General features: G+C 64.9%; 11 protein-coding genes. 5 read left to right on the top strand and 6 right to left on the bottom strand.

Features of this window, described 5'->3' with window-relative positions:
- Window positions 1-140: 140 nt before the first annotated feature.
- The 3 genes from VC212_RS19565 (at window position 141) to VC212_RS19555 (ending at window position 5,872) form a co-directional block, all read left to right on the top strand.
- Window positions 141-3,833 (top strand): indolepyruvate ferredoxin oxidoreductase family protein, encoded by a 3,693-nt coding sequence (locus VC212_RS19565; RefSeq protein ID WP_323526648.1) that lies wholly within the window; start codon window positions 141-143, stop codon window positions 3,831-3,833.
- Window positions 3,834-3,950: 117 nt separating this feature from the next.
- Window positions 3,951-4,598, top strand: coding sequence for a helix-turn-helix transcriptional regulator (locus tag VC212_RS19560; RefSeq protein ID WP_323526646.1), 648 nt, complete (start codon window positions 3,951-3,953; stop codon window positions 4,596-4,598).
- Complete coding sequence (locus VC212_RS19555; RefSeq protein ID WP_323526644.1) at window positions 4,595-5,872, top strand: type II toxin-antitoxin system HipA family toxin; 1,278 nt, start codon at window positions 4,595-4,597, stop codon at window positions 5,870-5,872. Before VC212_RS19560 ends, VC212_RS19555 begins: the two co-directional genes overlap by 4 nt.
- A gap of 58 nt (window positions 5,873-5,930) precedes the next feature.
- On the opposite strand, the gene egtD is transcribed toward VC212_RS19555, so the two are convergent.
- Window positions 5,931-6,917, bottom strand: coding sequence for an L-histidine N(alpha)-methyltransferase (egtD, locus tag VC212_RS19550; RefSeq protein ID WP_323526641.1), 987 nt, complete (start codon window positions 6,915-6,917; stop codon window positions 5,931-5,933).
- Window positions 6,914-8,203 carry an ergothioneine biosynthesis protein EgtB gene (gene egtB, locus VC212_RS19545; protein WP_323526636.1) on the bottom strand — a complete coding sequence of 430 codons (1,290 nt, stop codon included), beginning with the start codon at window positions 8,201-8,203 and terminating at the stop codon, window positions 6,914-6,916. The genes egtD and egtB overlap by 4 nt, the downstream gene beginning before the upstream one ends.
- Window positions 8,204-8,268: 65 nt before the next feature.
- On the opposite strand from egtB, the gene VC212_RS19540 reads away from it, so the two are divergent.
- Complete coding sequence (locus VC212_RS19540) at window positions 8,269-9,450, top strand: aminotransferase class V-fold PLP-dependent enzyme (protein ID WP_323526635.1); 1,182 nt, start codon at window positions 8,269-8,271, stop codon at window positions 9,448-9,450.
- A 326-nt stretch (window positions 9,451-9,776) separates the two neighbouring features.
- Here VC212_RS19540 and VC212_RS19535 read toward each other — a convergent pair whose 3' ends face one another.
- The 4 genes from VC212_RS19535 to VC212_RS19520 all read right to left on the bottom strand — a co-directional run bounded on the left by VC212_RS19535 (window position 9,777) and on the right by VC212_RS19520 (window position 13,622).
- Entirely contained in the window at window positions 9,777-11,249 is a 1,473-nt protein-coding gene (locus tag VC212_RS19535; protein WP_323526634.1) for a glycine betaine ABC transporter substrate-binding protein, read from the bottom strand.
- Window positions 11,246-11,983: an ATP-binding cassette domain-containing protein gene (locus VC212_RS19530; protein WP_323526632.1), complete on the bottom strand. Its 738-nt coding sequence runs from the start codon at window positions 11,981-11,983 to the stop codon at window positions 11,246-11,248. Before VC212_RS19530 ends, VC212_RS19535 begins: the two co-directional genes overlap by 4 nt.
- A gap of 48 nt (window positions 11,984-12,031) precedes the next feature.
- On the bottom strand, window positions 12,032-12,349 hold the full coding sequence (locus VC212_RS19525) for a calcium-dependent protein kinase 21 (protein WP_323526695.1): 318 nt from the start codon (window positions 12,347-12,349) through the stop codon (window positions 12,032-12,034).
- A 67-nt stretch (window positions 12,350-12,416) separates the two neighbouring features.
- Window positions 12,417-13,622, bottom strand: coding sequence for a fatty acid desaturase (locus VC212_RS19520; protein ID WP_055854001.1), 1,206 nt, complete (start codon window positions 13,620-13,622; stop codon window positions 12,417-12,419).
- A 151-nt stretch (window positions 13,623-13,773) separates the two neighbouring features.
- Here VC212_RS19520 and VC212_RS19515 point away from each other — a divergent pair, with 151 nt between their 5' ends.
- Window positions 13,774-14,610: an ATP-binding cassette domain-containing protein gene (locus VC212_RS19515; protein WP_323526628.1), complete on the top strand. Its 837-nt coding sequence runs from the start codon at window positions 13,774-13,776 to the stop codon at window positions 14,608-14,610.
- Window position 14,611 lies beyond the last annotated feature (1 nt).

The raw sequence follows: 14,611 nt of genomic DNA, 5'->3' as shown, positions 1-14,611 counted from the left end.
GCGACGGCTGTGCATCCGCATGCGAACGGGCGCGTGAAGGCTGACTGTTACACTTTGCGCCGCCGTTTTGGAATCCGTCGGGCGGGTCATTGGTTTCAAATGACACGCACCGGGTCCCAGCCACCCTTTCCGGGCACGCCATGACCAGTACCGCTGCACTCTCTTCTCCCGACTCTGCCAACACGCCGGAGCTCGGCCGGGTGGATGCGGACTACACGCTGGACCACAAATACACGCGCACCGATGGGCGCATCTATCTGTCCGGCGTGCAGGCCCTGGTGCGGCTGCCGTTGCTGCAACGCCTGCGCGACGACGCGGCCGGCCTGGACACCGCCGGCTTCATCAGCGGCTATCGCGGCAGCCCCTTGGGCGGGCTGGATCTGGAACTGTGGCGCGCGCGCAAGCATCTGGATGCCGCCAGGGTGACCTTCACCCCAGGCCTCAACGAGGACCTGGCCGCCACCATGGTGTGGGGCACCCAGCAGACCAACCTGTTCCCCGGCGCCAAGGTGCAGGGCGTGTACGGCATGTGGTACGGCAAGGGCCCGGGCGTGGACCGCAGCGGCGATGTGTTCAAGCACGGCAATGCTGCCGGCACTTCGCCGTTTGGCGGCGTGCTGGCGCTGGCCGCCGACGACCATGCCTGCCGCAGCTCGACGCTGCCGCATGGGTCGGAAGACGAATTCGTCAGCGCGATGATGCCCATCCTCAACCCGGCCGGGGTGCAGGACATCCTGGACATGGGTTTGCTGGGCTGGGCGATGAGCCGCTACACCGGGCGCTGGATCGGCTTCAAGACCATCGCCGAGACCGTGGAATCGTCCGCGTCGGTGCAGGTGGACCCGTTCGCGCGCAGCATCGTGCTGCCGGAGGATTTCGCGCTACCGCCGGGCGGTTTGAGCATCCGTTGGCCGGACCCGCCGGTGGATCAGGAAATGCGTCTGCATCGCTATGCGGTGGCGGCGGCGCAGGCATTCGCACGGGCAAACCAGATCGACCGGATCGTGCTGGATTCGCCGCGTGCGCGGCTGGGCATCGTCACCACCGGCAAGAGCTATCTGGACGTATTGCAGGCGCTGGAATACCTGGGCCTGGATGCGCAGGCCTGCGCGCAGATCGGTATCCGCGTGTACAAGGTCGGCATGACCTGGCCGCTGGAGCCGGTGGGCATCAGCGCGTTCGCGCAGGGGCTCGACGACATTGTGGTGGTGGAAGAAAAGAAGGCCTTCATCGAGCGCCAGATGAAGGAGCTGTTCTACAACTGGCCGGCCAATGCCGGTGCGCGGCCGAGCATCGTCGGCAAGTACGACGAACACGGTGCATGGATTTTGCCGTCGACCGGCGAGCTGACCCCGGCCACGATCGCCGCGGTGATCGGCAAGCGCATCCAGCGGTTTTTCACTGCCGATTCGATCGAGCAGCGGTTGCGCTGGATGGAGACCAAGGAAGCGGAAATGGCCTTGCCGCGCGCGCAGTTCCCGCGCGTGCCGCATTACTGCTCGGGCTGCCCGCACAACACCTCCACGGTGGTGCCGGAAGGCTCGCGCGCGCTGGGCGGCATCGGGTGCCATTACATGGTGACCTGGATGAACCGCTCCACCGACACCTTCACCCACATGGGCGGCGAAGGCGTGACGTGGTCGGGGCAAGCGCCGTTTACCGATACCCCGCACGTGTTTCAGAACCTGGGCGATGGCACGTATTTCCATAGTGGCTCGTTGGCGATTCGCCAATCGGTCGCCACCGGCGTCAACATCACCTACAAGATTCTCTACAACGATGCGGTGGCCATGACCGGCGGCCAGCCGGTGGACGGCACGCTCACCGTGCCCGACATCGCCCATCAGCTGCGCGCCGAAGGCATCCATGAGATTGCGATCGTCAGCGACGACATCGGCAAGTGGACGCGGCGGCGCGATCTGTTTCCCGCTGATGTGGCATTTCATGATCGTGGCGAGCTGGATGCGGTGCAACAGCACCTGCGCACGGTCAAGGGTGTGTCGATCCTGATCTTCGATCAGACCTGCGCCACCGAAAAACGCCGACGCCGCAAGCGCGGCAAGCTGGTCGACCCGCCCAAGCGCGTCATGATCAATTCGCTGGTCTGCGAAGGCTGCGGCGATTGCGGCGAGAAAAGTTTTTGCGTGTCGGTGCTGCCCAAGGAAACCGAATTCGGGCGCAAGCGGCAGATCGACCAATCCAATTGCAACAAGGATTACTCCTGCGTCTCCGGGTTCTGCCCGAGCTTTGTCACCGTGCATGGCGGCGCGCCGCGCAAGGGCAAACAACGCGATGCCAGCGCATTGCTGGATAACCTGCCCGCACCGCCGCAACGCACCACGCTGGAACAACCCTGGAACATCCTGATCACCGGCGTCGGCGGCACTGGCGTGGTGACCATCGGTGCGCTGCTGGGCATGGCCGGGCATCTGGAAGGCAAGGGCGCCACGGTGCTGGACCAGACCGGCCTGGCGCAAAAAGGTGGCGCGGTCACCACGCATATCCGCATCGCGCGCACGCCCGGCGACATCCATGCGGTGCGCATTGCCGCCGGCGAAGCGGACCTGGTGGTGGGCTGCGACATGGTGGTGGTCAACGATTATTGGGCGCTGTCCAAGGTGCGCGATGGCCGCACCCAGGTGGTGCTGAACACCTATGAAGCGATGCCGGGCAGCTTCACCACGCAGCCGGACCTGCAGTTCCCGGCTGCCGAGATCATTGCCGGTGTGCGTACCGCGCTTGGCGGACAGGAGCCGTTATTGCTGGACGCCACGCAACTGGCCACTGCATTGCTGGGCGATGCGATCGCCAGCAATCTGTTCGTGTTGGGCTATGCCTGGCAGCACGGGTTGGTGCCGTTGTCGCATGCGGCATTGATGCGCGCGATCGAACTCAATGGCGCGGCGGTGGCGATGAATCAGCAGGCCTTCGCCTGGGGCCGGCTGGCGGCGGTGGATCTGCCAGCGGTGCAACGCGCTGCAGGTCTGGCCAACGCTGACGCGTCTGCACATCGACAAGGTGACACGCCCGCCGCGCGTGCGCCCGGCAGCTGGGAAGACCACACTCTCAGCGGACAGAACGCACCGCGTGCGTTGGCGCAAACCGATGGCAGCACACTGCATGGCGATGTGGATGCACCGGTGCATCCACTCGACGATGAGCAGCTGGCGCCGTCGCTGGACGAAGCGATTACCCGCCGCATCGCGTTTCTCACCGACTACCAGGACGCTGCCTACGCGCAGCGTTATCGCGCGCTGGTGGAACGCGTGCGTGCACGCGAGGCCCAACGCGCCCCCGGCAGCAGTGCATTGACCGAAGCCGTGGCGCGCTACGCCTTCAAGCTGATGGCCTACAAGGACGAATACGAAGTGGCGCGGCTGTATACGCGTGGCGATTTCCAGCGCCGGCTGCAGCAGCAGTTCGAAGGCGACTACACGGTGCGCTTCCACCTGGCACCGCCGCTGCTGGCCAAGAAGGATGCACACGGCCATTTGATCAAGCGCGAATACGGGCCGTGGATGTTCAGCGCTTTCAAGCTGCTGGCACGGCTGAAATTCCTGCGCGGGGGCAAGCTCGATGTGTTCGGCTACACCGCCGAGCGGCGCAGCGAGCGCCAGCTGATTGTCGATTACCTCGCCACCGTGGACGGGCTGCTGGACAGCGTGGATGCCGACAACGTGGGACTCGCCGCGCAGATCGCCAGCATTCCCGAACACATCCGCGGCTATGGGCACGTCAAGGAGGGGCATCTGCGTGAGGCCAAGGCGCGCGAAGCGGCCTTGCTGGCGCAGTGGCGCAATCCGAAGGTGCTGCATGTGGTGCAGGCAGCTTGATGTCGCCGAGCGGTGACACTTCGCCAATGTAAGCGATCGACGACAACCAGCTGGAGACGACTGGGTGCTTGAGCGCGAATCGGCCTGTCGATGTAAGCGATCGACGACATTGCGCCAATGTCGTCGATCGCTTACATTGCAGCCATGGATACTGTCCGCACGCCTTCCGATATCGGCAACATCGTCCGCGCCAGGCGTAAGCGCTTAGGCTGGGATCAGGCTCGCTTGGCCAACGAAATCGGCGTAAGCCGGCAATGGGTCGTCGATATCGAGAAAGGCAAGCCGCGCGCGGAGCTGCAATTGATCCTGAGAGCACTGCAGGCGTTGGGACTGGAGTTGATGCTGGGCCCAGGCGTTGCTCAGGCTCCGCAAGCGCGCGTGCCCGATCGCGGCACCGTGACGCCGATCAATCTCGACGCGATCGTTGAACATAACCGGTCCAATCCACCAGTGGGAACCGACGTTCTCAATGCGTTCAACAACACCCTCCTCAAGAACCAATTCTCGTCGCTCGATAGGCTGAAAAATGCAGGCTTACTCAGACCATTCTCGGCATTGGATGCTCTAAAACAGTCTCCGGCGCAGGCAGCCTTAGCAGCAGCGCTGAATCAGTATCCCTCAATGATCAATGCACCGAATGAAAGACATGTAGTGAATGAAGTCTTGCAGAACCAGGTCTCCGCACTTGATCGTTCGAAGGTTGGCAAGGCAGCGAAAATTTCCAAAGTCATATCAGCATCTTCTAAAAAGAAGGGCGATCCGTGAGACTGATCGCACTGATCGAAAACCAGGTGATCGGCTATCTGGCGCCCGACCCGCATGGGCATCCACGGTTCACCTACACGCCGGACTGGCAGCATTCGAAAAGTGCGATACCGCTGTCGTTGAACCTTCCCCTGAGCAAGGAGGATCACCGCACCGAGGCGGTCAGTGCGGTACTATGGGGCTTGTTGCCAGACAACGAAGCCACCTTGCAACGCTGGGCCTCCAGGTTCCAGGTCTCTCCGCGCAACCCGCTCGCCCTGTTGTCGCACGTCGGCGAGGATTGCGCTGGTGCGGTGCAGTTCGTCACCGAAGCCCGGCTTGAGGATGTGCTGTCCGGCGCCAGCGACGCCATCGAACCGCTCACCGATGGCGAACTGGAGGCACGCTTGAGCAGGCTGCGCCAGGACATCGGCGCGGCGCGCCAAGTCGATGACGTCGGGCAGTTCAGCCTGGCCGGCGCGCAGGCCAAGATCGCGTTGCTGCACGACGGGCAGCAGTGGGCCATCCCGGCCGGACGCATCCCGACCACGCATATCCTCAAACCACCGAGCGGCGAATACGACGGGTTCGTCGAGAACGAGCTGTTCTGCCTGCGCCTGGCGCGCAGCATCGGCCTGCCGACCGCCGCCGCCCAGGCGCTGCGCTTCGGCGATGAAACCGCCATTTGCGTCGAACGTTACGACCGCATCGCCAGCGACGGCAGGCTGCTGCGCGTACACCAGGAAGACGTCTGCCAAGCGCTGGGAGTGATGCCGCAGATCAAGTACCAGAACCAGGGTGGCCCGGGACCGGCTGCGCTGTCGCAACTGTTGTGGACGCACTCCTCGCAGCCGCGGCAGGACATCGAAACCTTGTTCCAGGCGTTGGTCTTCAACCACCTGATCGGCGGCACCGATGCGCACGCGAAGAACTATTCGCTGCTGCTCGGCCAACACCGGCAGGTCCGGCTGGCACCGTTGTATGACATCTCCAGCGCCCTGCCGTATCCGCAGCTGCAACAGCGCAAAATCAAGATGGCAATGAAGGTCGGCAGCCACTATCGCTGGTGGGACATTGGTCCAGGCGACTGGCGGCAACTGGCCGAAACGCTGCGCCTGGACGGCATGACCTGCCTCGCCTGGATGGAAATGGCCGCAAGCGATCTGCCCGATCAGGCGCGTGATCTTGCTGTCGTGCTTCGGCAGGAAGGCGTCGCGCATCCGGTTCTAGATGCGCTGGTGGATGCCATCGCCGCTTCGTGCCACCGCATGCGCACACTGTTGCAATCGAACTGATCGATGGTTGGAACCGTATCGCCAGGCCGCACTCGGCCATGGTGGCGATCCGGTTCGCTCACACCGGGCGCAGCAGGCGCAGCCCGAACCAATCCTTCGCATCGTTCCAGCCGTGCGTGACCTTGAGCCCGGCGGCTGCGGCCAGTTCGGCAAAACGCGCATCGGTGTATTTGTAGCTGTATTCGACCTGCATGGCTTCGCCTTCGGCAAATGCGAATTCCTTTCCGCCCACGTGCACGCGTTGGTCGCGCTGACTGATCAAAAAGGTTTCGATGCGGCCGCGTTCGCGCACATACACCGCGTGGTGGCGGAAGCCTTCCAGATCGAAGTCGCTGCTGATCTCGCGATTGAGCCGCGCCAACAGGTTCAACGTGAACTCGGCAGTGACGCCGGCCGCATCGTTGTAAGCGGCTTCGATCAGGCTGGCGTCCTTGTCCAGATCGATGCCGATCAAGGCGCAGCCATCGCTGCCCATGGTCTGGCGCATCGCATCCATCAAGGCGACGGCGGCGGTGTCGGTGAAGTTGCCTAGCGTCGAGCCGGGGAAGAACACCACGTGACGGCGCGAAGGGCGCTGCGCATCTGGAAGGCGCAACGGTTTGGTGAAGTCGGTGCAGACCGGAAGCATCTGAATCTGCGGAAATTGCTGGGTCAACCGAGCCGTGCTCTCCAGCAATGCGGTACGCGAGATTTCCAACGGCGTGTACGCCACCACATCGCGCAGGCCTTGCAGCAGCAGCTCGGTCTTGCGGCCACTGCCGCTGCCGTATTCGACCACATGCACGTCGGGACCGATCGCCTGCGCGATCGAGGACATGCTGGCTTCCAGCAACGTCAATTCTGTGCCGGTGAGGTAATACTCGGGCTGCCGGGTGATGGCTTCGAACAGCTGCGAGCCGCGGGCGTCGTAGAAATACTTGGACGGCAGCGTCTTGGGTGTTTGCGACAGGCCCGCCAGTGCGTCGGCGGTGATGTCGTCCGGCTGCGGACGCAGATCGGTCAGCGCGGCATGGGCGCGTTGCATGGCATGGGCGGCGGCGTTCAAGGCAGGTCCTTGGCAAGACGCACGCCGGCAAACTGCCAACGCGCATCGGAGGGGAAAAAGTTGCGGTAACTGGCGCGCAGGTGGCTGGCCGGCGTGGCGCAGCTGCCACCGCGCAGCACCCATTGCGCATTCATGAATTTGCCGTTGTATTCGCCCAACGAACCGGGCCACGGCGCAAAACCCGGATACGGCAGATAGGCACTGCCGGTCCACTCCCACACATCGCCAAACAGCTGCTGCATGCCGGTGTCCACGGCCTGCGCAGCGCGTGGATGCAGTGCGTCGGTATCGACAAAGTTGCCCTGCACCGGCACCCCAGCGGCCGCTTGTTCCCACTCGGCTTCGGTGGGCAAACGCGCACCGGCCCAGCGTGCGAACGCATCGGCTTCGAACAGGCTCAGGTGACAGACCGGCGCGTGCGCATCGCGCGTGCGCCAACCATCCAGGGTGAATTCGCGTCCATCTGCATCCCAGTACAGCGGATGCTGCCAACCCTGCGCCTGCACCATCGCCCAGCCATCGCTGAGCCAGGCACCGGCGCTGCGGTAACCGCCGGCGTCGATGAACTCCTGGAACTCGGCATTGGTGACGACACGGTTGGCCAAGGCATGCGCAGCGATCAGCACGCGGTGACGCGGTGACTCGTTGTCGTAGGCAAACGTGTCGCACTGCGGCCATGCGGCTGCACCGATCTCCGCAAGCTGTTCGTCACGCGTATGCCAACGCAGTGCACTCGGCAATGCAGCTTCGGGTGCGGGCGCATCGCGGTAGGCCGGCTGCAGCGGATTGCTCCACAGCGCGTGCTTGATGTCGGTCAGCAATAATTCCTGGTGCTGCTGCTCGTGCTGGATACCGAGTTGCACGATGGTGCAGGCCTGCGCGTCGAGCGCGCCATCTTGCAAGCGCTGCTGCATGTGGGTGTCGACGGCCGCGCGGTAGTCGCGCACCTGCTGCAGCGATGGCCGCGACAACACGCCGCGACGTGTACGCGCATGCATCGGGCCAACACTTTGATAGTAACTATTGAACAAGAAATCCCACGCCGGGTCGAAGACGCGGTACGCAGGGTCGGCCTGCAGCACGAAGCGTTCAAAAAACCAGGTGGTATGCGCCAGATGCCATTTGCTGGGGCTGGCATCGGGCATGCTCTGCACCATCGCGTCTTCCGCGCTCAGGGGTGCGGCAAGACGGTCGCTCAGCGCGCGGGTCTGCGCGTAGCGTTGCAGCAGCGTCAACTGCTGTTGCTGGCGGTCGACCACCAGGGGTGAGAGTGCAGACATCGCCATATGCTTGGGGAGCGTCCGTGAACGCGCCGTGTCGGCGGCATGGCAGCCAGCGGTAAGCTGTTGGCATGCCATCGTCTTCGCTGCCCAGTTCGCTCCCCACCCCTGTCGCCTGGGAACACCGGCACCGCGCATTTGCGCTACCCGATGAGGTCATCTATCTGGACGCTGCCTCGCGCGGGCCGTTGCTGACTGTGGTGCAGGCCGTGGCGCATCAGGCGGTCGATGCGATGGCCACGCCGTGGCGGTTGCCATTCGATGCATGGCTGCGCGACATCGAGCATCTACGCCGCTTGGCCGCCGGTCTGTTCGACAACGATGTCGATGCGGTGGCGATGTTGCCGTCGGCCGCGCATGGGCTGGCCACGGCTGCACGCAATCTGCCACTGCATGGCGGCGACGCGGTGCTGCTGCTGGACGGGCAATTCCCGTCCAACCTGCTGATCTGGCAACGGCGCTGCGCCGAGGTAGGCGCACACATTGTGGCGGTGCCGACCACTGCCGGCACAGTGCTGACCGATGCGGTGCTGGAGGCGGTTGAACAGACGCCTGCGCTGCGCATCGTGAGCCTGCCGCATGCGTACTGGCTGGACGGTCGGCAGCTGGACCTGGACCGGATCAGCGCGGCGGTGCACGCGCGCGGTGCGGCGCTGGTGCTGGATCTGAGCCAAAGCCTGGGCGTCATGCCGACCGACCTGCCGCGCTGGAAGCCGGAATTCGTGGTCAGTGTCGGCCATAAATGGTTGCTGGGGCCGATGGGCCTGGCCTGGCTGTGGGTGGCGCCGCAGTGGCGCACGCAGGGCGTGCCGATCGAAGAACACTGGATCGGCCGGGATGCCGGCGGCAGCTGGGAGTTTCCGGTGGCGCAGGCGCCGGAGTATCGCGAAGGGGCACGGCGGTTCGATGCCGGCGGCGTTACCGACCCGTTGCGGATTGCGATGGCAACGGCCGCCCTGCAGCAAGTGACGGCCTGGCAACCCGCACGTATCGCTGCTGCGCTGGGCGCACTGACCGCGCAGTGGGATGCGGCGTTATCCGCGCGCGGGCTCGGTAGCTGGTGCACCCCCGGCCATGCGCCGCATCTGACCGCGTTGCAGCCGCCGGCCACCCAGTTGGATGCGGTAGCAAAGACGCTCGGCGAGCAGGGCGCGATCTGCACGCGGCGGCATGGACGTTTACGTATCGCACCGCACCTGAGTGTTGCCGACGATGCCCTCCTACGCTTGATTGCTGCGCTGCCAGGGCAGTGACGCGGTACGCCAGCGCATGTAGGAGCAGACCTGGCCGCGATGGGGCGTTTGTCCGAGTAAGGCGGGGTCGCGGCCGGGTCCGCTCCTACGGGTTCATGGGGGATTGGTTGTCTGCGGTTGAATCGCTGCACCACCGCGCTGGCTGAGTCGCAAGTAGTGCGTGCGTGTCGCCGAAGATTCGCTATGACACTTGATTGCTGCGCCGCTAGGCCAGTGACGCAGTGCGCGTAGGAGCGGACCTGGCCGCGACGGGGCGTTTTCCGAGTAAGGCGGTGTCGCGGCCAGGTCCGCTCCTACGGGTTGATGGGGGATTATTTGTCCGCTGCTCAACCGCGCTGACTGAGCCGCAGGCCGAGTGGAGTTGCCCAACGCTCCAGCCCTTCGAATGCCGCCTGTACCAGCAGGGCGAGGATGGCAGCGGGGATCGCGCCTTCCAGAATCAAGCCGATGTCGTCGAGACGGATGCCGGTGAGAATTGGCTGGCCATACCCACCGGCACCGATCAGCGCACCCAAGGTGGCGGTGCCCACGTTGATGACCGCAGCGGTCTGGATACCGGCCACGATGGTGCGGCGGGCCAGCGGCAATTCCACGCGCCACAATCGCGTCCAGGCCGGCAACCCGATCGCCTCGGCGGTCTGGCGTAGCTCGCGCGGAATCGACGTGAGCCCGGCATAGGTATTGCGCACGATCGGCAGCAGGCTATACAGGAACAACGCGGCAATCGCCGGCTTTGCGCCGATGCCGAACAACGGAATCATGAAGACGAACACGGCCAACGAGGGCAGCGTCTGCAACACACCGGTCAACGACAACACCACCTGGCCCAGCCGCGGCCGCCGCGCTGCGAGCACGCCCAAGGGCAGCGCGATCAGCAACGCGAAACCCAGCGAGATGCCGACCAGTGCCAGATGCTCGCGGGTGTGGCGCAGCAACCGGCCGATGCGCGAATCCGCCTGCGCCGTGGCCGCAACGCCCAGCCATTGCACGGCCACCGCCGCCTCGGACTGCCGCTGCAGTTTCACCTGCGCATTGAGCCGCTGCATGGTGGCTTCGTCGATCCGTCCCTGCAGACCTTGCAAAGCCTTGAGCATCGCCGGTGCGCGCTGCGCCAGGTCCTTGCGATACAAAAACACCGCTTGATACTCGGGGAAATACTGGCGGTCGTCGCGCAGCACTTGCAGCTGGTAATACGGAATCTCCGCATCGGTGCTGTATAGATCGGTGACCTCGATCGCCCCGCTTTGCAGCGCACGATAGGCCAGATCGTGATCCAGCCCGGTGGCGGTTTGCGGCAAGCCGTACGCCGTACGCACGCCGGGCCAGCCGTCGGCGCGCTGCATGAATTCATTGCTCAAACCGATCTTCAGTGCCGGGTGGCGGGCCAGATCCGAGAGCGATGCGATGCCCAGCGCCTGCGCACGCGCGCGGCGCATACCAAATGCATAGGTGTCCTGAAACCCCAGCGACTCGGTCATCGCCAGACCGCGTGCGTCCAGCGCGGCGCGCAGCTCGGCATGGCTGGCCTTGGGCAACTGCAGCAGTTCCTGCGCCAGGGTGCCGGTGTATTCGGCGTAGGCATCGATCTGGCCGGTTTCCAGCGCGCGCCACAGGATGCGCGTGCCGCCGAGCTGGGCGCGGTGTTGCACGTCCACGCCATCGCGCCGACCGGCCGCAGTGGCGATTTCGCCCAGGATCACTGCCTCGGTGAAGTTCTTCGAGCCGATGGTCACCGGCGCGGCCTGTGCGCCGAGGCTGCAGATCAGCAGCAGCATTGCCGCAAAGAGGCGCGCCATCATGCGGCGTCGCCGATGCTGCGTTGTGCAGTGAGAAACCGCTGCACGAACGCGTCGGCCGGCTGCTCAAGCAGCTCACGCGCACTGCCCTGCTGCACCACGCGGCCAGCGCGCATCAGCACCAGGGTGTCGGCCAGATACGCCGCTTCGGCGACATCGTGGGTGACCAGCACCACGGTCTTGCCAAGCTGCGCAAACAGCTCGCGCATCTGCGCCTGCAGGTCGTAGCGCACGATCGGGTCGAGCGCGCCCAGCGGTTCGTCCAGCAGCAGCGCGGGTGGGTCCAGCATCAAGGCGCGGATCAGCCCCACGCGTTGGCGCTGCCCACCGGAGAGTTCGGCCGGATAGCGCGCCAACAACTCCGGTGGCAGCTGGCACAACGTGCACAGGCTATCCAGGCGCGCATCGATGCGTTGCTGCGTCCAGCCCAGGGTCTGCGCCAGCAGCACCACATTGCTGCGCGCGTCCAGGTGGGGAAACAGCCCACCTTCCTGGATGACATAGCCAATGCGTTGGCGTTGCGCCTGCAGACTGGCGCGCGCCAATGGCACACCATCGACAGCGACCGTGCCGCTGTCAGGCCATTCCAGCCCCACCAGCATGCGCAACACGGTGGACTTGCCTGCGCCGCTGGGGCCGATCAACGCCGTCGTGACGCCGCTGGCAAAGCCCAGCGTGACCGTGTCGAGTGCGATGGCCTGGCCGTAGCGGCGGCTGACCTGGTCGAGAGTGAACATGCGCGCGAGCTTGCCGAACGCGACGTCAGGCACGCGCGAAGGTGCGCATCAGCGCGGCGGCGCCAGCAGTTCGCGCGCGCTCAGAGTGCCATCGCCGTTGGCGTCCTGACGTGCGAAGCGCTCGATCAAGGTGGCGCGATGCGCAGCGCGGGTGATCGGCTTGCCGCGCCGGCCCGGCAGTTCGTCGCCTTGCAGCACACCGTCGTGATCGACATCGCGCTGATCGAAGGCGTAGCTCATCCAGGCCAGATATTCATCGCGGCTGACACGGCCATCGCCATCGGTGTCCATGCGCTTGAGATAGTCCTGGCTGTCCTGCACCTGGGCATGCGCCGCAGACGCGCACGCACAGACGATGCAGACCATCAGCAGCGCGCGCGTCACCGAACGTTTCCAGCCGCGTGCGCCCACCGCAGCACGCGTGCCGCTGCGCTTATGCGCCACTCAGCGCATAGCCCTTGAGCCGCGCCGCGTACGCCTGCAGCGCGGCGTTGCCACTGGCTTCGGCCTCATGGCACCACTGCTGCAACTGCTTGAGACGCTCGGACGCATCATGGCTACGCGCTTCCAGCACCGCGGTCAGGCGCGCGCGGTACTCGACCAACGTGCGCATGCGCGGACGTTGCGCCACCCAGGCCTGCAACTGCGCGCGCGCATCCGGCTTGAGCCAGCGCCCGTCATCGACCAGGCCCTTGCGCAAGCGCCGCGGCAGCAACTCACGCAACTTGGCGCCGGTGGCGGCGGCTTCCTCGCGCAACGCCGGCTTGAGCACGTTGCGCTGGTAATCGGTCATGGCCTGGAAGCGATGCGATAACAGCGCTTTCAGCGTATCGGCATCGGGCACGGCGATATTGGGGCGGATATCCAGCGACGGCGCAACACGCAGCACCTTGGCCAGACCCATGGCCTGCAGTCCGCGAATCGCGATCCAGCCGATATCCAGTTCCCAACGCCGCATCGAAAACCGTGCCGAACTCGGGAACGCGTGATGGTTGTTGTGCAGTTCTTCGCCACCGATCCACAGCGCCCACGGGGTGAGGTTGGTGGAGGTGTCGGCGGATTCGAAATTGCGATAGCCCCACCAATGGCCCAGGCCATTGACCACACCCGCCGCCCAGAACGGAATCCACGCCATCTGGATCGCCCATAGCGCAATGCCGGGCAGGCCAAACAACACGCCGTTGAGCACCAGCAGTGCGATCGGCCCGGCATTGGCGTGCGGGGTGTACAGATGCCGCTCGATCCAGTCGCTGGGCGCGCCCTTGCCGTACTGCTCGATGTCGGCGCGTTGTGCGCGCGCTTCGCGATACAGCTCCACGCCGCGCCAGAACACCTGCTTGATGCCCTTGGTCTGCGGGCTGTGCGGGTCTTCGTCGGTTTCGACCTTGGCGTGATGCTTGCGATGGATAGCCACCCATTCGCGGGTGATCATCGAGGTGGTGAGCCAGGTCCAGAAGCGGAAGAAGTGCGCCACCACCGGATGGAAATCCACACCGCGGTGCGCCTGACTACGATGCAGGTACAAGGTCACCGCAAAGATGGTGAGCTGGGTGAACACCAGCAGCACCGCGAGCATGCCCCACACACCCAGCCCGGCTACGCCGGCGGTCAGGAAGTCGATGATCGGATCGGACAGCATCGGCAGTTCCACGGCGGCGGTTTCTCGTTGGTCGATGCAGACATGATGGGGGCGATCGCGGCAAACTTCACCCTTCGGATGCGTAGGGTGACGCCTGCCTTGCTAAAGCGGTTCACACGTATCTTCTCCCTTACTGCCTGATGTCTTGCGTATGACTGTTTCCACCGATGTTGCCGATACGTTTGCCGATGCGCCTGCGCTGATCGAACTCGACCAGGCAAGTGTGATGCGCGGCCAGATCCGTGTGCTGCATGCGTTGCGTTTGCGGATCGCGCTTGGCCAGCACACTGCCATCCTCGGCCCCAACGGCTGCGGCAAATCCTCGTTCATCAAGCTCATCACGCGCGAGCTGTATCCACTGGCGCGTGGCGATGGCCAGCCCGCGGTGAAGGTGCTGGGGCAGGCGCGCTGGCAGGTGGAGCGGTTGCGCTCGCAGCTGGGGATCGTCAGCGGCGATTTGAGCGTCAATCTGGCCGACATGCCGGGGCTGGATGTCGAAAGCGCTGTGCTGTCCGGCTTCTTCGCCAGCTACGTGGTGCCGCCGCATCACGAGGTCAGCGACGACATGCGCGCGCGGGCACGTGAGGCCTTGGCGCTGGCACGTGCCTTGCCGTTGCTGGATCGACCGTTTGCCGAGTTGTCGGCCGGCGAGACCCGCCGCGTGCTGATCGCGCGCGCCCTGGTCAACCGCCCGCAGGCGCTGTTGCTGGACGAGCCGTCCACCGGCCTGGACCTGGTGGCGCGCCAATACATGCTCGACACCTTGCGCGACCTTGCCCGGCAAGGCATCACGCTGGTGCTGGTGACTCACCACATCGAAGAGATCGTGCCGGAAATCGCGCGGGTGATTCTGCTGCGCGCCGGCACGGTGATCGCCGATGGTCCGCGCGAAGCGCTGCTGAGCGATGCCAGCCTGTCGGCAGCGTTCGACGGCCCGGTGCGCGTACACCGCGACGGCGAGCGCTATTGGGCGACGGTGGGGGAATAAG

The organism is Xanthomonas sp. WHRI 8932A (assembly GCF_035012785.1).
Taxonomy (GTDB): Bacteria; Pseudomonadota; Gammaproteobacteria; order Xanthomonadales; family Xanthomonadaceae; genus Xanthomonas.
Note: the sequence above shows the minus strand (reverse complement) of the source record. Positions and strands in the feature narration are given on the sequence as shown.

Bases quoted from the DNA above. Each gene is read 5' to 3' on its own strand.
- VC212_RS19535 (WP_323526634.1), bottom strand. From the start codon at position 11,249: ATGATGGCGCGCCTCTTTGCGGCAATGCTGCTGCTGATCTGCAGCCTC.
- VC212_RS19560 (WP_323526646.1), top strand. From the start codon at position 3,951: ATGTCGTCGATCGCTTACATTGCAGCCATGGATACTGTCCGCACGCCT.
- VC212_RS19540 (WP_323526635.1), top strand. From the start codon at position 8,269: ATGCCATCGTCTTCGCTGCCCAGTTCGCTCCCCACCCCTGTCGCCTGG.
- VC212_RS19520 (WP_055854001.1), bottom strand. From the start codon at position 13,622: ATGCTGTCCGATCCGATCATCGACTTCCTGACCGCCGGCGTAGCCGGG.
- VC212_RS19525 (WP_323526695.1), bottom strand. From the start codon at position 12,349: ATGGTCTGCATCGTCTGTGCGTGCGCGTCTGCGGCGCATGCCCAGGTG.
- VC212_RS19530 (WP_323526632.1), bottom strand. From the start codon at position 11,983: ATGTTCACTCTCGACCAGGTCAGCCGCCGCTACGGCCAGGCCATCGCA.
- VC212_RS19565 (WP_323526648.1), top strand. From the start codon at position 141: ATGACCAGTACCGCTGCACTCTCTTCTCCCGACTCTGCCAACACGCCG.
- VC212_RS19515 (WP_323526628.1), top strand. From the start codon at position 13,774: ATGACTGTTTCCACCGATGTTGCCGATACGTTTGCCGATGCGCCTGCG.
- egtB (WP_323526636.1), bottom strand. From the start codon at position 8,203: ATGGCGATGTCTGCACTCTCACCCCTGGTGGTCGACCGCCAGCAACAG.